Raw genomic sequence first — 17106 nt, forward strand, 5'->3', positions numbered from 1 at the left:
GCACCCGCGGCTGACCCGCCGGGTATCCAGGACGGGCTGCTGCCCATCCTGCGCGCACCCTATGAAGACGGCCGGACACCACGAGGGCCATGCCCGGAAGGGGCAATGGTGTCCTCCCCAAGAGCTCTGGCCGCCTGGCGTCTGGGTCCGCCGGTGCGCTTCGTCCGTCCCGGCGGCCACTGCCGTGCTCGTGGCCGGGGGTTGGGCGAAACGGCTACCGCGTGATCAGGGACTGGCGTGCCCGCCTGTCCATTTCACCCGCCCGTCGCACCAGGGCCAGAGTGCCCTGGTGCGACGGGCCATCGGGGCAGATTCGCGAACTCTCGCTCCCCACTGGCCCCTTCCCGTTCACTGCGGTCACCGCCCGGCAGGAAGCACCAACACCTCCCCGGCCTCACCCGCAACCGCGAAGGAGCCCCGCACAATGAGCCGCACCACGCCCAAGCCCGGCACCCCCCTTGACATCAGCACGCTCGTCGAGAAGCTCGACCAGGCACGCGGTTCCCTCGCCTACGACGCCGACGTGCACCATTACGACCGCCACCACTCCGAGCGTGCCGAGCTCGACACCATCTTCGACGACCTCATCGACTACCTCCGCGCCCACCAGACTCCGGCGCAGCTCGACCCCCTGATCAAGCTCCCCACCGACCCCAGCCTCCAGCCCGGCGATCTCATCTTCCACGACGGCCGCCCCACCACCGTCCGTCAGATCCACTTTCACCCGCCCCACACCCACACGGACTCCGGACTCCCTCAGCACCAGGCCGCATTGGAGATCGTCACCAGCCAGAGCCGCCAGTACCTGTCCCTCATCCCCCAGGTCTGACACCCCCGTCCGGCCGTCGCCCCTACTTCCACGACGGCCGGACGTCGTCAGCCCCGACGCCCGCATCCCTCGTAAGGAACTCCTCGGCATGCTCACCTTCGACCCGACCACCACCAGCGGCGCCGTCCTCGCCGACCTGTTCCTCAGGTACTGCGAGCTGCGCGGCCCGAACCCCGAAGGCAACGTCAGCGGCGGCGACATGCTTCAGGCCCTCACGCTGGCATTCGAGAACATTGGCCTGGACGTCCACGGCGACGGAACCCAGCTCGACGTACCTGCTGGTCACAGCGCCTTCACCGTCATCGGGCTGTGCTGCGACCACAGCGATGAGCTGTACGTTGCGGGCGTCCAGGCTGGTGAGCACGCCGCTGCAGTCGTCGAGCTCCAGACCGACGAGAACCACTTCAGCCGGTACGCCTACACCGTCGTCGCCGAGTCCGCCGACGCGGCCGCCGAAATTGCCCGCCAGCAGATCGAAAATAACGACTGGCCCGGGGCCTTCCCCCAGTCTGCGGCCGTCGTACGACGGCCGCAGACTCGCCCAAAGACAGCCGGGACGCCGTAGGCGTGGGCTACCAGCCGGTTCCCCAATGTCGGATCATCCGCAGCGCTTGTGCATGGCCAGGGCGCCGGTCGGCTTAGGGTGCGGACGGCGTCGGCGAGTTCGAGGTGGGCCTTGCGGGTGGTCTGCACCCGCCACAGTGGTCGACCGCCGTCCGGCCCTGCGCTCGGGCCACGAGGGAAATATGCCCCACGTGGGGCATAGTGGCATTCCGGGAATGCCCTCTCCCTTCTCAGGTTGCTCTATCGCCGATCTCGCCCCTCCTTGGCCGCTCGGTACTTCTCCCTGTAGTCCTCCACGTCCGGCGCGCTGTCCGTCGTTGGGTAGCGCCGGGAGGCCCCTTTCGCCCAGCGCCCCGGAACGGCCGCGTAAGGAGTCCAGCAGCTCGGTCGAACCGCGAAGGGGACTGGCCGACGTCGTCGCCCGCGGCCGCATGATCGTCACTGACAAGTGAGCCGAGAGAGGCAACCATCCTCCCTCATGGCTGCCAAGAATCGCTCCGGCCCCTCTTCGGCCGGCTCGCACGTGGCCAAAGCGAACGGCGCCCTGCCCGACACCGGCGGCGTCAACGCCCCGCTCGCACACGGATGGTGCGTACGCGCCGACGGAAGCGTGGCCGACCCCCCTTGACCGACGGCTGGGCCTACATCGGCCCGGCCTTCCGCGGCCCCGCACACTGGCTGTCTGACGGGGGCGGCATCCTCGCAGAATCCCTGTAGCCGGTCTCTCCTCCAGAACGGCCGTCCAGGCGGTTTCCTGCTGTCCGTCGGCCGCCCGCTTGAGGTCCGGCACGCCAGCACCGGCCTGTCAGGGCCGGTACGCCGTGCCCGCGGTGCGGGGGCCGTCCGGGTCGGTGTACCGGACGTGCATCGCCGCGCGCGGCCCCAAACCCGACCTCGCCGTCGGCGCCGACGCTCGCCCAAATTCGCGAGAACACGACGCCCCGCCCGCTCCCCGCTTCAGTGGCCCCGGCCGTGCAGCCGCCGGCAGCCCCTCCTCCACGAAGGCACCGATGAGCACCGACCCGTGCACCGACGACGACCCGCGCACCACAGCCGCCCGCCAGCACACCGCCCCCACCCGCCCGCACTCTTTTCCGGCCGCCGCCGGCACCAGTCACGACGTCCTCCCTCCGGGCATGCCGGGCACGACAGCCGAGTCGTGCCCGGCATGCCAGCGCCGGGAAGTTGGCTCCGGACGCTGCGGCGGATGTGCGGCAGCCATCGGTGCTGAAGCTGAAGCGGCGGCGGCCGCGCTGGAAGGCATGCCTAAGAACGCGGGCACCCTGGTGCACGAGGCAGAGCAGGTGGGCTGGGACGTGCGCGTGGAGCGCCGCTGGACCGGCCGCCTGCGGGTGCGTGCCTTGGTGATCTCCGGGCTCGTGATGGTGCGCGCCGGGACGGAGGAGACCAAGCACGTATGCGCGTGGAACGAGGCGACGGGCAAGTTCGTGGCGTCCGCCTCGACCGGCGGGTTCAAGGCCGTTCGCGAGGCCATCAAGGCTGCACACGTCGTTTCGCGTGAGCAGGAGGCCATGGGCCAGACAGTGTGGGGGCGCGACGCCGCAGAGTGGGTCCGGCAGATGGACGGCGCCGTAGCCAAGGTGAGCGCCGCCCTGAGCGACGCTCGGGACGCGTTCAACGCCCTCGACGGCTCCACGTCCACGGGCGCGCGGGCGGTGGAGCTGGGCTTCGCCGCCTACGCGGAAGCCAAGACGGCGGAGCGGTCGGCCATCGCCGCCGTGAAGGCGGCGCGGGCGTGGCTGGCCGAGACCAACGGCGAGGACGCGCGAGGCTGCGCGTCCTGGCGGTGGGCGATAGTGCTCGCTGGGCAGCACGTCAAGGAAGCCGGGGAGACGATCGCGGACGCCGCGACGCGCGCGGAGCGGGAGGCGCTCGCTGCTCCGATCATTGAGGAGGCACAGGAGCGGCTGGTCGCCCAGGAGGTCCAGTGGCGCAAGCGGCTGGCCGATGCAGGCCGCGAGCCGTCGGCGCGGGACTACGCCGGGCTGATCGTGATGTTCGAGGATTCCTCGCGCGCCTGGTGTGCTTGGTTCGACGGCTACACCGACTACAACGGCGTGTTCCACGCCGGGCAGGGTGACCCGTCGCGGTCGTTCGTGGCGCAGTACGACGCCTGGGGGAAGTCGAAGCACTCGGACCGGTCGGTCCACTTCCCCTCGCGGTACACCTCCGCCTCGCTGATCGCCGGTGACCGTGTCAACGCCGCCGCCGTGGCGTTCACGCTGGCCGTGGCCGACCGAATCGAGGGACGCGGCGCTGAGAACCTGCGAAAGGCGGCGGCCGACGTCCGCAAGAACCCGAAGGGGTTCGGTACCAGCAACGACCGCAAGCACCTGGCCGACTGGGCCAAGTACCCGCACATCAGCTACGGGGAGCCGACCCGGCTTGCTGAGCACGCCCCTGCCGAGTGGGCGGCGCTCGAGACCGCTCAGGCCGCGTACAAGGGCGTTCGGGACTTCGAATGCGCTCTGCACTGGGACGCGCACTACGCGAGCGAGCGGGCGGACGCTCGGGCGGAGGCCGACCATGCCGGGCTGGCCGGCCGCGACGACGCCCGCGCGCAGCGCGCGGAGTCCGGCCGTGCGGAGACCGGGTCCAGGAAGGCGATGCGCTCGCTGAAGACGTGTGGTCGGCCGTCCGGTCCTGTGAAGAGGCGTACGACGACGTAAGCCGTGCGAAGCGGGACGCCGGCCACTACGAGGAGTCGGCCGAGACCTACCGCGCAGTCGGCGCCCTGTCTGACTTCGTGGCCGAGTGCGCGCGCATGGAGGAAGCCGCCGCCCGTGCCGAGTCCGGGCGTGAAGAGACGCTGGCTTTGTACGGGTGCGCCTTCGCGGATGCCGCGAAGGCGGAGGAGGACCGGCGCGAGGACGTGCTCCGGTAGGGGCCACGTCGGGTGCGCCGCGCTGCCCCGGGTGAGCGTGACGGTCTCGGACTCCTCGTTGCTGGCCGTCGCGCGCCCGGCGGGGGCCCCTTGCCCCCCGCCGGGCGCGAGGACGCCTCAGGGCGCGGGGCAGGCCCTCCCGCTCGCGATGTAGCAGCCCCGCTGTTCAGTCGGACCGCGGTCATGCGCGGTCACCAACCACCAACCAGTCTGGGTCGCTCCCCTCGACCCGGGCCGGCCGCTGTCCGTCGTCGAGGACGCCCTCATCACCTGCCAGCACGCAGTTGAGAACCCGCTGGTGCGCGCGCCGATACCGGAATTCGCGAGAAGGCGACGTCGCTGGCGCACGCCGCTTCAGTGGCCCCGGCCGCGCATCCGCGTGGCCTCTCCCGGCCCAGAAGGAATCCCGTGAACACCGTCCCCAGCTCCGTCGACAGCCAGCACAAGTCCGTCGTCAACGGCGATGCCGGACTGCCCGAGGCTGCAGCCGGGAACATTGCCGCCGGTCAACTCGCGGCCGCGCTGCAGGAAGGCGAGTCGATCGCGGCCGTGTCGTTCCTGGACGGGCCGAAGCCTGCCGCTGGTTGGGTGCTGACGACAGCGGCCGGGCACGCGTTCCGGATCCGGCCCATCACCTACTGCCGTCCGGAGGAGGGCCAGTGGGAGGCCGGACACGACGCTGACGGATCGTACTGGTGGGCCGCCAACATCGAGGACCGCCCCCTTGCCAAAGTGCTCGCCCGGATCCGTGAGGACTCCGCGAGCCGTGCTCGGTTCGCCGCCCTGTGGGCGAAGTACGGGCAGCACACGGCGCAGGCTCCGGCGTTCGGGTGCATGCCGGACCGTGTGGAGCTTGAGCCCGGTGTGTTCCTGATCCGCCGCTTCGGCGCCGTGGGCCTGGTTGCCGAGTGCCGTTGGGGGTTCGAGCACCTGACCGCCGCAGACGGCCGCGAAGGCTGTACGGGTGAGGACTGGGCGCGCAAGGGGCCTGACCACCGGCGGTACGTGGCCGAGTGGAAGGTGTGGAACTCCGCCCTGGAGAGTGTGGCGAACTCCCGTCTCCGCGTCGTCTCCGTATGTGCCGACGACGACAAGGAGGCCGACGTCGACGCGTACTGTGCGATGTCCGCGCCTTACGTCGGCAAGTGCAGCTCGAAGCGCTCCGGTGCCCGCTACTGGGTGGCGGTCGTCGACGACCAGGACTACGAGCTCGGCCGGTTCGTCGCCTGCGCCCGCTGCCTCTCCCGCCGGATCCTGGACGACGCCCACGGCGGCGACCGGTCCGCCGGGCGGGATGTGGTCGACCTTGCCCGCGACTTGGCCAAGGGCGATCCCAAGACATGTGCTCTGTACTGGCAGCAGTGGGGTGATCGTGCGGCGGAGCTGTGCGGGCAGATGCTCACTCGGGCTCTGGAAGACGGCGAGCGGGCGCCGTGGCCGTCCAAGGCGTTGGCCGATGCGCTCATAGCTCAGGGCGCGGCTGACGGTGACGAGCGCGCGAAGCGGGAAGCCCGCGCGGCTGTGCGCGAGCGGGGCGGCGGTAAGAAGGCGCAGGACGAGGCCGCCGTGCTGGCCGCTGAGGCGCGCGCCGACCGGGCCGCCCTGGTCGCTGCGGTCCGGGCGAGCCGGACCGCCTTCTCCGCCCGGCTCAACGCCGCGTCCACTACCAAGGATGAGGAGCGCTCCGGCGAGGCTGGCTCCGGCCAGACCGCCGAGCAAGGCCTCGGGAGCACGTTCCCCCACATAGCGGTGGCTTCCACGACGGACTTCTCGACGACTGACGCCGCGTACGGTCCGGACGACACCAGCGCCCCGGAGCGGGCCAACGATGCCAGCCGAACGGTTGGCACCACGCTCGCCGCACCCGCTGACTCGGAGATGGAGAACAGCGGCGCGGACCAGTGGCTCGATGAGAGCAACGCCCGAACCGAACTGCCGCGTATGGGCTGGTGCACAGGGCTGGCCGACGTCCTGGCCGCCGCGTACGCGGGAGACCTGCACGCGGATACGTCCGGGATCGTCCGCCGCCGTGAGGGTCAGGGACGCCGGGTACGGGCCGCCCTGGTCGAGCTGCTGGCGTCCGGCGGCTACATCGCGGTCCCTCGCGCCGGCCGCCGCGGGCCTGTCACGGTCACCCCCGACGGCGTTACCGCGCACCGTTGGTGCACCGCCGCACCCGACCTGCTGCACGCAGACCACCGGGCCGCCTACTGGGCGCGGGTGCGTGTTCACCACACCGGCCGGACCAGCAAGCAGTCGGCCAGGGACCAGGCCCGGCGTCTTACTCCCCTGCCGTACGGACAGGAGGAGGAGCGCCGCCGCGCCGCGCAGATGCGGCAGGTCGAGCAGTGGGCCAAGGAGATGGAGGCCACGCGGGAGCGTCTTGCGGCGGAGCAGGCGGAGCGGGATGCGCAGGCCAAGCAGGAGCAGGCGGCCGCATGGGCGCGGAGCGAGCAGGAGGCCGAGGAGCGGCAGGCGGCGAAGGATGACCGCCGCGATGACGGTCTCGTCATGTCGCAGCACGGCCCGCAGGAGATCGTCATGGGCACGGGTAGGCGGCGCGTCACGGTGACGCGGGTCAGCCCAAGTATCTGGGAAGCGGTGGTCCGCGGAGCGGTCTACGTGGTGTCGAAGGAGGGCGGCGAGGACTGGCCCTGGCTGGTCATCGCGCCGGACGGCACGCGCATCGACCTCTGTTCGGTGATCAACGACGCGCCGTACGCGGCCAGCGTCCGGGACATCGTTCGCGCCCACGCCGACGCCACGGAGCGCGGCGAGACGATTCCCGAATGGACGCCGCCCGGTGCCGCCGTTGCTACGCCCAAGGAGACCGTCCAGGGCCGGGCGACCGCGGGCGACGACCTGCCCAAGGCCGGAAAGGCGTACAGCACCCCCGCCCCCGCGCGTGCGGTCGCTCTCGACCTGATCGGCTCCCAGTGGGTGGCCGAGTGCGACCGGCATGGCCCCGTCTCCATGGGGCTGAACAAGTTCGGTGACGCGGTCGCCGACATCGCCGCTGCCTACGTCTACGACACCGAGCAGGATGCCGCCGACGCCGCCCGCGCCCACCTGGACGCGCATGCCCGGGAGGACGCCGACGTGATGACGCCGGAGGACATCGACGCTGCCCAAGCGCTGAACTTCTCCCGCAACCAGTGGCGCACGCTGGGGTGGATACGTGACGGCAAGGTGCGCGAGACTGCCGACGGATTCAGCGCCTACGACATCAGTCCCGACCGCGCCGACGTCTCCAAGAGGATCAGGAAGACCCTGGTTCCGCGCCTGTGGGCAGCCGGGTTCGTGAAGGTGCTCGCCATCGCCCCCGGGGCCCGCGCGTTCGGTCTCACCGACGAGGGCGCCCGCGCGTTTCGTCTGTGGTCGAACGCGATGCGCATCAACGCGGTCACGGAGCCGGAGAAGGACACCCAGCACGCCGCGGTGAAGAGCTCCCGCTACCGGTGGCTGTCCGCCGGGGAAACCTGGCCCGGGGAGCAGGAGAAGGCCCAAGCCTCAGCGGAGGCGGAGCAGGCCGCCAACGAGCGGGCCGCCGCGCTGCGGGCCGCGGAGGAGAAGGCCGCGGCCGAACGGGCCGCCACCCCCACGGTTGATGAGCTGGCCGTGCTGGAAGCGCTGAACGCTGACGGTTTGGACGCGGAGGCGGCCGCGACGCTGTCGGCCGCGTACATCGGCCACGTGGTCACCCGTCTCCGTCCGGGGGCCACCTCGGCGCGTCTTGATGGGGGCACGGGCCGGGGCGACCGGCGGGTGACGCGTACCTACAACGTCAACGGCGTGGAGAAGCGGATCACGCCGGCGGCTGCCGATGTCCTGTCGGCGGCCGCCGCGAACCTCACCGATGCCACGGTCGAGACCTGGCACGCGCTGTGCACGACGGTAAATGAGCGGTACGGGGTGTACCAGCTCGACCTGGCCGCCGCCATCAAGGCAGGCACGACGACGCTCGCACTGCTTGATCAGGCCGAACAAGGGCCGGAGGAACCGGCGGAGCTGTGGGCTTCGCGCGAGTTCGTGCAGACCGCCAAGCCGGGCACGGAGGCCGAGGTGATCGAGTGGGCCGTAGCGGGACTGCTGTGGCAGAACGGTGACGGCTTCCGCCACGCCGGCCGCAAGGTCAACCCCTCCCGGGTGCTGCCGCTGATCGAGGCCGGAACCCTTCACCGCAGCGCTGACGGCCGGGTGTACCCCACCCAGGCCCAGCCCCCGCAGCCCGACGACGCTGCCGTCCCGACCACTGCCGGGCCAAAGAGCCCGGCGGCAGGCGGCAGCGGCGGCGCACCGCAGGCTCAGGAGCCGGGCCCGGTGCGGGTGCCGGACACCTTCAGCGCTGCGGGCCGTACGCCGCTCACGTACGACGACTTGGACGGCTGGACGTACGCCGACTTCGTCGCCGTGCACCCGTCCGAGGAGGACACCGCCGACCTGGTGAGACTCGCCGGGCCAGGCCCGGTGCGATGGCTGTTCGCCCCCGCCGAGGGCGACGCGCCCAGAGCTGTGAACCTGTTCGGTGGCTGCGGGGGCTGGTGCGTCGGGATCCGCCGCATCCTCGGGGCCAAGGTCGACATGCTGTGCATAGACGCAAGCCGCGACGCCACGTACACAGCGACGCGGGCCGGCTGCCACGCCATCTGCGCGGACGTGCGCAGCATCGACCCCGAGCACTTCGTATTCCGGCACACGCAGATCCTGATCGGGTCCTCGCCGTGCATCGACTTCACCAATGCCGGGAAGCGCGCTGGACGGCTGCCTGAGAACGTGGCCGCTCTGGCCGACGCCATCGAGCAAGCCGGGGCAGCCGTCGGGAACTACATCGTGGACGGCCCGGGCTGCACGTGCCTCACCGATGAGGAATGCGAGTGCGGGCCGGAGGCCTACGACCACTTCGGCCCGCGCTCGGGCGCCACCTGGGACGAGATCCGCTCACTCGTCGAGAACCTGCCCGGCGCCGAGACGGCCGGGCTCATGCTCGAACCGATGATCTGGGCCCTCGCCCTCAAGCACGGTGGGGCGCCGCTGCACACGATCCTCTTCGAGCAGTCCAACCAGCTGCCCCAAGAGATCCGTGACGTGATCAAGGAAGAGTTGTACTGCGCCGGGGAGAGTTCACTCGGTGTGGCGGTGTCGGTGACGTGGGAAGAGATCGACGCCGCCGCGTACGGGTCGCCCTCGACGCGCCGTCGGGCGTTCATGATGGCGACGTTCGGACGGTACAACTCCGGACCGGTAGCACCTGAGATCACGATCACCGCCGACCAGGCGACGGGGCTTCCCGCTGATCTGGAGGTGATCACCCGGGGCGCGCGCAAGACCAGCGGGGGCAACGCGTTCGTCATGGGCCGCGTGATTCCGGGCGTCACCTCGCGGATCCGGTCGGTCGATGTCGGACACAAGGGCGGCCGGTTCACCCTCGAACAGGTGGCAGCTCTTGTCACCCTCCCCAGGGACTACGCAGCGCTCGCCGAGGGTTCACGGACGAGTATCTGTCAGCAGTTCGCGGACATCGTGGCCCCCGTCGTCTCTGCCGCCGTGTTCGGGGAAACCGTCGGTCACCTCTTCGGGATCAAACGGAACCGCGGCGGCTGGCTGTCGCTCCTGCTCGCCTACCTCCGCGAGCAGTACCCCGGGGCCAAGACGATTCCGGAACCGCAGCCTGCTGCGCCGGAGACGGTGGCCAAGGACCGGCACAGCAATACGTACGTCGAGGCATGCGAGGGCGAGCGGACCCTCGAGCAGCCCCCGCATGGTTCGGCACCCGCCTGTCCGCAAATCGAGGTGAGGTCCGAGGGGGTGCCCAGACCAGGGCCCTGCCAGTCGGATCCAGCCACCGAAGGTGCACCGTCGTCGCTCTGACGGCGTCCCGGTTCACGATGGGGGCGAGCTGGGTGTGGGCAGCCCAGTGGCTGGGCTGAAGACGGCCGCCCCTTCGATGGGGCGGCCCCGGCAGTTGTATCGAAGCCCAGATAGCCGGCGCGAGGGCGGGAAAAGCAGCGGCATCGGCCCGTGGGCTCGGCGCGCCAGCAGCCTGTCCGTCGCCCTCAGCCGAGACCGGGCCGGAGCGTTGCGCGTGCCGTCGCCGAACCTCATGGATTCGCGAGACACGACGTCGACGCCGCCTTGCGGCTTCCCTGATCACCGCCGACGACCCCCAGGCCACCAGGGAGAGCACGATGACGAACGAGACCACCCAGCAGGCCATCACCTTCCTTCAGTGGCACCGAGGGGGCTACCTGGTCGCCACCGCACAGTTCCCGGCGGGCTACTCACAGCGCCTCATCACCGACTACCGGCTCAGGGTCGCTGAGAAGGGCGGAACCACGATCGAGGTGTACGACCCCAATCAGACGTGACCCGTTGTCGTCTGCCACGACAACGTCCAGGGCCCGCTGAACGTGAGCGAACCTCCAGTATTCGCCACGCAAGGGGCCATGCCGACCGATTGCGGTCAGATACTTCCCGTCAACCTGCCCATACACGCCGAGCTGAACGCCCACCGAGAGCAACGAGGAACCGATCATGGCCAAGGCCACCTATTCCACCGTCCGTCGCTACCTCGGCGAGAAGTTCAACCTCAGCCGGACATCTGCCGGGCGACGCTCCGGGCGGCGCTGGTCGGAAGGCGTTCAGGTCCGCACCTCACAGACGCTCGGTGTGATCGTCGACTACGTGGAGAGCCACGCAGCGTGGGGTTCTGACGGTTCGCTCCGGAAGGAGAAGCTGAACGCCGTCCGGGCCTATCTGGAGCTGCGCTTCACCGTGGAGGACCACTTCGCTGGTGACGGCCGCATGGTCGTCACCGACAAGGCGAGCTAAGCCGGTAGGGCGGTCTTCTTCACCCGCTATGCACCGATCTGGCGTATGCCCCGGGGTCGCGATGGCCCGCAGCGCACCTGGGGCGGCACGACGCGGCGGACACTGTCAGGAGCCGGTTGGCCATGATCTTGGCGGGAGTCTCCCGCGAGCTCGCCTTGAGAGCTGTCCTCACCGCTAGGATGGTGGGCGCAGGAATGGGCAACCGCGCCGCGCCCGGTCCACACCGACCTCGACGCCCACACCGTCGACGGGGACCACAGACGTCTGAGACTCGCGCGAGCCAACTCGTCATGCTCTCCTCCTGGACGGCCGGCGCGTGTGGGGCAGCAGGCCGGACAAGGACGAGACGCCATGACCAACCCCCGCCGCCGTGAGCAGGACCGTGCCGTACGCGCGTACAAGCGGGCCCACCCCGGCATCACCCTGGCCCAGGCCCGCGCCGCCGTCGCCGCCCGCTCCGGCCCGCGCCCCGGCCTCCCCTCCCGGATCGCCGGCGCTCCCCTGCCCCGGCCCGGTGAGCGCCTTGAGGACTACGTGAAGCGCGTCGCCGTTGCCGCCGGAGTTCAACGGCACCGGGCTATGGAGCTCCTCGGCCTGGAGCCCGGCACCTCAGCGACCAAGCGCCTGGACCAGCTCGCCGACAGCCTGTCCGACGCCGCGGTGAAGGCGCTCGTCGCGGCCACCGGCATGACCCCGCAGCAGGCCCGCGCCCTGACCGCCCCGTACGTTGCCGGTCCCCAGTACGCGGAGCTTGAAGCCGTGGCACGCCAGCACCTGGGCGAGAAGTACTTCCGGCGCGGCGGCGCGGACAAGACCCGTACGGGGGCGGCCGAGCTCGCCGGGCTGCTCCCCGAAGCAGACGAACGGCTCCCGCTCCCGCCCGGTCTACTCGCCAGCGAAGTACTCTCCGGCTCCTACCGTCCGGCCATCGTCGACCTTGACTGGCAGGACGACTCCCCTCGGCCGTCCATCGACCCCGAGGTGTTCAAGGCGGTCGCCCAGGCCCTCGGCATCGAACAGGGCGACGCCCTCGACGCGCCGCCGCGCGCGCAGCAGGGCAACCAGGCGACGCCGGGGCTCAGCAGTTGGGTAGAACGCCGCCGGGCCCCGGGCATTGCGGGGCCATGCCCAGCCTCCTGTGCCTTCCCAGCGGGGATGGTGCTACCGGGTAACCGGACCAGCCACCGGGACGCGTCACCGTCACGGCCCGGGACGCTGGCTTCCCTTTCGCTTCCCCGCTGACGCAGGTGAAGGCGGGGACCTGCTACCCAACCGGGCACCGGCCAGCTGGCAACGGCTTCGAGCGGGGCGGCCTTGGAGGCATGCGCCTGCTACCCAACTGCTGTCCGATCCCTGCGGCAGACTCATCGAGCCCGCAACGTCCCTCGACGCAGTCCCGCTAGGGACGGCTGCACTGAATGCCGCATGTCGCCGACCGCTGACACGTTCCAGCGGCTGAGCCGGGCCGTTCTGAGGGCCGTGGTGGCAGCACGCAAACTCGCCGCACGACTGCCCGCACCACCAGCCCGCGGTTAGCTGATCCCCGTTACCCCGCCCGTCTTGAGAGGAACAGCCCGTGACCGACCAGCCGACCTTGGCCACGCTCACTGAGGAGCAGCTGGCCGATCTCATCGCCGAGGCCACAGCGTTCCGCAACCAGCCGTCCCTTCGCCACTGCCTCTACCCGGGATGTATCCGGGAGTTCGACATGGCGGCCCGCATGGACGGGCGGGAGCCAACCCGTCCTTCCTGGTCCGGTGCCGGCTGGCGCCAGGTCACCCGTGGTCCCTCGACCGGCTCCGTCTGCCCCGACCATGTCGGCACCGTCACCGAGCACCTGCCCCGCACCGTCGACGTGCCCAACGGCCGCTGGATGGTCGCCTGCGCCTGCGGCTGGATGTCTCGCTCCCAGACCTACGGTGGTCTCCTGCGGCCGCTGTGGGAGGAACATCTCCTGCTCGCAGCCGGGGAGCTCACTGTGCCTGTGACGCTCGCTGAAACACCCGGACGGCTTCCGCTGGCCGAGCACACGGAGGCCAGCCTGACGGAGCTTTACGAGGTACTGGAGGACACCGAGCACGACCGAGCCGAGACCCGCGAGGCAGCGCAAGCCATGTACAAGGCTTGGGACTGGCACCGGAATACCTTCGGCGGGATCGCACGGGCAGTCAACGCCGTCTGCAACATGATGCGCGCGGGCGTCGGCGACACCCGTGACTGGTCCGCCGACCGGCACGACGCCTATCTGTGGGCCGTCCTCATCGGCTGGGACGACGACACGCTCAAGAACGTCGCGGCACGGCACCGGTGGAACGAGCACCGCATCCAGTACGTGCGCGAAATGCGCGCCCTCCTCTCCCCCATTACCGACCCGCAGAAGCAGGAAGCCGCCAAATGAGCCCCCCTGACCACCGGAGCCGCAACTCCCACAACCGGACCCGCCCTCTCCACGGCAAAGCGCCAGGGCGGGCACAAACCGTCCGGAACCGCGGAGGAGGGCAAGCCGCTCGAGGAGATGCCGCCCTGGGCCTAGGAGGTCGTGTTCAGGGATGCCCTCGGGCTGTTGAGGGACGAGAACGCAACCTGGGTTCCGTACACCTCGCCGCGCGGGACCGAGTTCGTCATCATCTCGGCCTGCGGCTTCCGCTACACGGTCTCCAAGAACGGAATCGCGTAACCCGCCCGCAGCAGTCTCACGAATGTGGCGCATGGCCTATAGCGGTCATCTGGCGGTCGAGACGTACATCCGCATCACCAGCGCGCCAAGGGAGCCGGCGGATCGCAGGGCTGGCAGGCCATGAGCTCAGCCACAACTGTCGGCTGATCGGGCCTGCGGTGGAAGCGCTTGACGTGCTGCGCGTCACCCGCCGCTGCCCAAGCACCAGCAACGGCCGACACTGGCCCCTCCGACATCTGAGTGCCACTCGCTGCGCATGGTGTCACGCTCGCCTGCCCGACCGGACCCGCTCATGACCGCAGCGTCCCATGCCTGGTGTGTACGCCGACTGCCAGCACCGGCGCGGCGGGCTTGTCTCTGGTCGGGCCTACTCCAAGCCGGACCGTCTCACGAATGATCACTATGCGCCCCCTGAATCCGAGAGGATGACCCCTATGCCCCTCCACTACGAAGCCACCAAGCCACTGACGGTCCCGGACTCCGAGTTCAACGAGAACCACATCGCTGTCCTTCTCGTGATCGGGAACTGCTACGGCGGACAGTGGACGATCAACTTGCTGTCCCAGCGCGAGCACCCTGACGAAGCCACCCCACTGGGCACCATCGAGACCTTCTACGATCACCAACGTGAGGACCTCACGGACAGCCCCCGCTACGCCCAGCTCGGCCTCGACACCGCTCTCGTCTGGCTCCTGGCAGAGGCGAAGAGGAGGAACTGGCGGCTCCTCGTCTGGGAGAGCGTGAACGATCAAGTTCCCGAGGACGCCAGAAAGTTCACGATCGGCGCGCGAGTCGCCCTCGGTGGTGAGCAGTTCGTACCGGCTCCTGGCGCCAAGTACGCCGACGAGGTTCTCACGGGCGCGGCGAAACCATAACCGGACTCGTGAACGAATACCGCCCTGCTCCGAGAACCAGCGGACCGCCGGCAGGCCGCGGCGAGACAGGTGAACACTGCGAGAGCCACTTCCGAAGGCAAAATCGGAGTGAGCGGTCCAGGCAGTCCACACAGCCCGGGCCGCGGGCCCCTATGGAGCAGCGGCTCATCCGCTCCCTGTCCTGACGGTACGGCGGCTGACGCAGGTCTCAGCAGCCGCCATCCGTACGAACTCGCGGATCTTGGCTGCTCACCGACCTGGAGCGGTTCACTGCGGCCACCGACAAGGGAAGACCCCAGCACTTCCCCGGCCCGCACCGCAGGGAGTACGTACCGATGAACCGCCCCAAGCCCGGCAGCACCATCGACATCAGCCAGCTCGTCGAGAAGCTGGACTCGGCGCGCGGCACTGTCGCCTACGACGCCGATAAGCACCACTACGAGCGCCACCACTCCGAGCGCAGCGAGATCGACACCGTCTTCGACGACCTGATCGACTGGGTCCTTGCCCATCAGACGACGGTCCAGCTGGCCAAGCTCGTTAAGCCCGCCTCCGACCCGGACCTGCAGCCCGGTGACCTGACCCTCATCCACGGCAAACCCGTCACCGTGCGAGAGATGCGCGTCCACCGACCGCACCACCATGGCGACTCCGGTCTTCCGCAGCACCAGGCCGCCTTGGAGATCGTCACTGGTATCGGCAGTGAGTGGTTCTCTCTCACGCCCCAGGCGTGACCTCCCGGCTCGTGGTGACAGCCCCTGCCCTGGGGCTGTCACCACGAGCCGGTACCGCCCGTCCCAAGGACTCCGAGAGGCAGCGAGATCCCGCTCCCCCGGGCCGCAGCCAGGCTCCCACCAACACCAGCCGACGCCCTTGGGCGCCCGGGCAACCCGGCAGCACCTCCGTGAGGAGCAGCGATGCAGCACGAGCCGTACGCACAGATCGTCGTCAACCACACGACCCGCACCGCGTTCGTAGGAGGCACATACACGCGCCAGAGCAGCGCTCTGCGCGGCGCGCGGCGGGTGACTCGCCGCCAGGGCACCGACACCGTCTCGATCCTCGTCTTCCCGGCGCATCAGCGGGAGGACCACCTGCGCATGGCGAACGAACACGCCGACGTCATGGTCTTCACCGACCCCGCGTGACCGCGGCAACCTCAAACACGACAACGCCACGGCGAGGTACGCAGTCCACCGATCTGACCATGAAGCCGCCCGCAACCGTGCGCGCTTGCCATGGCAGGCCATGTCTCCCGCACGATGCGAGATCACCGGCACACCGCAAGGACTCGGCGCGCCGACCGGGACGATGTCCCGCCGCCGCGGCGGCGGTCTGGCCGCGGCGGGGACCTCGTCGACGATCACGGGGAAGTGCTGCGGCGGTTCACCCTGAACGCCGCGACACTTACCCGCACAGCGCGCCAGCAGCTCGTCGTTCACGCCCGCCCGAGGGTACACGTAGGCGTGCAGGACTCACTCCCCACTGCCCCAGGGGCGGCCACGGGGCCTCGGCAGGAACGGCTTCACTTCTGCACCTCGACCAGGCGTTGCCACAGGAACTCGACCTCACCGACCAGCCCGGCCGGATCGCCCACCGTCGCCGACGTCTCCACCAGAGCAGAAGTCGGCCCGCCCTCCGGAAGTATGGCCCCGGCCGCCAGGAGCACCACGCCGCCGGAAACCGTCGTAATTCCCACCCACCGCTGCTCATGCTCCACCATCAGTCGGGCCTGATCGATCCCCATGCCCTGAGGCCGGCACTTCCACCCCCGGGTCCGACGAATGTGCAGCGCCACGTCGTAGGCGTCCATCGATCCCCCTCTCTAGCCGTGTCTCGTAATTGATCTCGCGGCTGCGAAATATCAGGAGCGCCCGGTGCGGTGAGAGCCGCATGCCGGGTGCGGCGAGCGGCCTGGGGAAACGGGTCAGCGGCAACGTCGAAACCGCGCCCCAGGCCGACCCAACACCAGTAGAGGGCGAACCTACAGGGGGAACACGCGGGCGTTGCAGGCGAAGGCGGGATTCTGCGCGGACGCCGGGCTGGGGCGCGAGTCGAACCACGCGGTCCGGCAGCAGCCGCGTACAGATCACCCACGTCCGCTCGCCCGTATTGGCCCTTGCCGTTCCATGTCTACCCGCAGCCGCAGTGCCCGGTAGACACGGCAGTTCGGCCCCAGGACGGTCGGAGCAAAGCCCAGGACCGCCGCTGTCAGCGCTTGGTGATCTGCGGGGGACTTGGCGGGCCGTAGCCGTCCGCCCGGCTCTGCGCGACCTGCGCGGCGGCGTGGGCCCACTGCTGAAGGTAGTCGGCCGGGGGCTTGCCCCGGCCGCAGCTTCACGAGCACAGGGCCGATTCATTCGTTTCCGCTCTCGGTCCCGTCGCCGCTCCTCGACGCCGGGCGGGGGGCGGCGGGTACTTCGAGAAC

General features: G+C 70.0%; 16 protein-coding genes. 15 read left to right on the forward strand and 1 reads right to left on the reverse strand.

Annotated elements, in window-relative coordinates:
* The first annotated feature begins 424 nt into the window (after nucleotides 1-424).
* From ACFYXM_RS11070 to ACFYXM_RS11140, 15 genes are all read left to right on the forward strand, one after another.
* Nucleotides 425-829, forward strand: a complete 405-nt coding sequence (locus ACFYXM_RS11070; protein WP_389288688.1) for a hypothetical protein — start codon at nucleotides 425-427, stop codon at nucleotides 827-829.
* A gap of 88 nt (nucleotides 830-917) precedes the next feature.
* On the forward strand, nucleotides 918-1394 hold the full coding sequence (locus ACFYXM_RS11075; RefSeq protein WP_389288689.1) for a hypothetical protein: 477 nt from the start codon (nucleotides 918-920) through the stop codon (nucleotides 1392-1394).
* 477 nt (nucleotides 1395-1871) lie between these two features.
* Entirely contained in the window at nucleotides 1872-2021 is a 150-nt protein-coding gene (locus ACFYXM_RS11080) for a hypothetical protein (RefSeq protein WP_389288690.1), read from the forward strand.
* Between the two features lie 634 nt (nucleotides 2022-2655).
* Entirely contained in the window at nucleotides 2656-4083 is a 1428-nt protein-coding gene (locus ACFYXM_RS11085; protein ID WP_389288691.1) for a hypothetical protein, read from the forward strand.
* The gene (locus ACFYXM_RS11090; protein ID WP_389288692.1) at nucleotides 4038-4298 is read left to right on the forward strand and encodes a hypothetical protein; all 261 of its coding nucleotides are present in this window, start codon (nucleotides 4038-4040) and stop codon (nucleotides 4296-4298) included. Before ACFYXM_RS11085 ends, ACFYXM_RS11090 begins: the two co-directional genes overlap by 46 nt.
* A 408-nt stretch (nucleotides 4299-4706) precedes the next feature.
* The gene (locus ACFYXM_RS11095; RefSeq protein WP_389288693.1) at nucleotides 4707-10166 is read left to right on the forward strand and encodes a DNA cytosine methyltransferase; all 5460 of its coding nucleotides are present in this window, start codon (nucleotides 4707-4709) and stop codon (nucleotides 10164-10166) included.
* A 317-nt stretch (nucleotides 10167-10483) separates the two neighbouring features.
* Entirely contained in the window at nucleotides 10484-10663 is a 180-nt protein-coding gene (locus ACFYXM_RS11100; RefSeq protein ID WP_389288694.1) for a hypothetical protein, read from the forward strand.
* A 166-nt stretch (nucleotides 10664-10829) separates the two neighbouring features.
* Nucleotides 10830-11126, forward strand: coding sequence for a hypothetical protein (locus ACFYXM_RS11105; protein WP_389288695.1), 297 nt, complete (start codon nucleotides 10830-10832; stop codon nucleotides 11124-11126).
* Between the two features lie 351 nt (nucleotides 11127-11477).
* Nucleotides 11478-12368, forward strand: coding sequence for a hypothetical protein (locus ACFYXM_RS11110; RefSeq protein ID WP_389288696.1), 891 nt, complete (start codon nucleotides 11478-11480; stop codon nucleotides 12366-12368).
* Nucleotides 12369-12702: 334 nt separating this feature from the next.
* Entirely contained in the window at nucleotides 12703-13524 is an 822-nt protein-coding gene (locus ACFYXM_RS11115; RefSeq protein WP_389288697.1) for a hypothetical protein, read from the forward strand.
* A 141-nt stretch (nucleotides 13525-13665) separates the two neighbouring features.
* Entirely contained in the window at nucleotides 13666-13803 is a 138-nt protein-coding gene (locus tag ACFYXM_RS11120; protein ID WP_389288698.1) for a hypothetical protein, read from the forward strand.
* 434 nt (nucleotides 13804-14237) lie between these two features.
* Nucleotides 14238-14678, forward strand: coding sequence for a hypothetical protein (locus tag ACFYXM_RS11125; RefSeq protein WP_389288699.1), 441 nt, complete (start codon nucleotides 14238-14240; stop codon nucleotides 14676-14678).
* 335 nt (nucleotides 14679-15013) lie between these two features.
* Nucleotides 15014-15412, forward strand: coding sequence for a hypothetical protein (locus ACFYXM_RS11130; RefSeq protein ID WP_389288700.1), 399 nt, complete (start codon nucleotides 15014-15016; stop codon nucleotides 15410-15412).
* A 183-nt stretch (nucleotides 15413-15595) separates the two neighbouring features.
* The gene (locus ACFYXM_RS11135) at nucleotides 15596-15826 is read left to right on the forward strand and encodes a hypothetical protein (protein WP_389288701.1); all 231 of its coding nucleotides are present in this window, start codon (nucleotides 15596-15598) and stop codon (nucleotides 15824-15826) included.
* Nucleotides 15827-15926: 100 nt separating this feature from the next.
* Entirely contained in the window at nucleotides 15927-16073 is a 147-nt protein-coding gene (locus ACFYXM_RS11140; protein ID WP_389288702.1) for a hypothetical protein, read from the forward strand.
* Between the two features lie 130 nt (nucleotides 16074-16203).
* On the opposite strand, the gene ACFYXM_RS11145 is transcribed toward ACFYXM_RS11140, so the two are convergent.
* The gene (locus ACFYXM_RS11145) at nucleotides 16204-16491 is read right to left on the reverse strand and encodes a hypothetical protein (RefSeq protein ID WP_389288703.1); all 288 of its coding nucleotides are present in this window, start codon (nucleotides 16489-16491) and stop codon (nucleotides 16204-16206) included.
* Between the last annotated feature and the right edge of the window lie 615 nt (nucleotides 16492-17106).

Origin of the sequence: Streptomyces sp. NPDC002476 (genome assembly GCF_042889785.1) — a bacterium.
Taxonomy (GTDB): Bacteria; Actinomycetota; Actinomycetes; order Streptomycetales; family Streptomycetaceae; genus Streptomyces.

Excerpts from the sequence above, each read along its gene's own strand:
- ACFYXM_RS11140 (WP_389288702.1), top strand. The coding sequence starts at position 15,927 with ATGTCTCCCGCACGATGCGAGATCACCGGCACACCGCAAGGACTCGGC.
- ACFYXM_RS11130 (WP_389288700.1), top strand. The coding sequence starts at position 15,014 with ATGAACCGCCCCAAGCCCGGCAGCACCATCGACATCAGCCAGCTCGTC.
- ACFYXM_RS11075 (WP_389288689.1), top strand. The coding sequence starts at position 918 with ATGCTCACCTTCGACCCGACCACCACCAGCGGCGCCGTCCTCGCCGAC.
- ACFYXM_RS11135 (WP_389288701.1), top strand. The coding sequence starts at position 15,596 with ATGCAGCACGAGCCGTACGCACAGATCGTCGTCAACCACACGACCCGC.
- ACFYXM_RS11105 (WP_389288695.1), top strand. The coding sequence starts at position 10,830 with ATGGCCAAGGCCACCTATTCCACCGTCCGTCGCTACCTCGGCGAGAAG.
- ACFYXM_RS11110 (WP_389288696.1), top strand. The coding sequence starts at position 11,478 with ATGACCAACCCCCGCCGCCGTGAGCAGGACCGTGCCGTACGCGCGTAC.
- ACFYXM_RS11125 (WP_389288699.1), top strand. The coding sequence starts at position 14,238 with ATGCCCCTCCACTACGAAGCCACCAAGCCACTGACGGTCCCGGACTCC.
- ACFYXM_RS11080 (WP_389288690.1), top strand. The coding sequence starts at position 1,872 with ATGGCTGCCAAGAATCGCTCCGGCCCCTCTTCGGCCGGCTCGCACGTG.
- ACFYXM_RS11100 (WP_389288694.1), top strand. The coding sequence starts at position 10,484 with ATGACGAACGAGACCACCCAGCAGGCCATCACCTTCCTTCAGTGGCAC.
- ACFYXM_RS11070 (WP_389288688.1), top strand. The coding sequence starts at position 425 with ATGAGCCGCACCACGCCCAAGCCCGGCACCCCCCTTGACATCAGCACG.
- ACFYXM_RS11085 (WP_389288691.1), top strand. The coding sequence starts at position 2,656 with ATGCCTAAGAACGCGGGCACCCTGGTGCACGAGGCAGAGCAGGTGGGC.
- ACFYXM_RS11145 (WP_389288703.1), bottom strand. The coding sequence starts at position 16,491 with ATGGACGCCTACGACGTGGCGCTGCACATTCGTCGGACCCGGGGGTGG.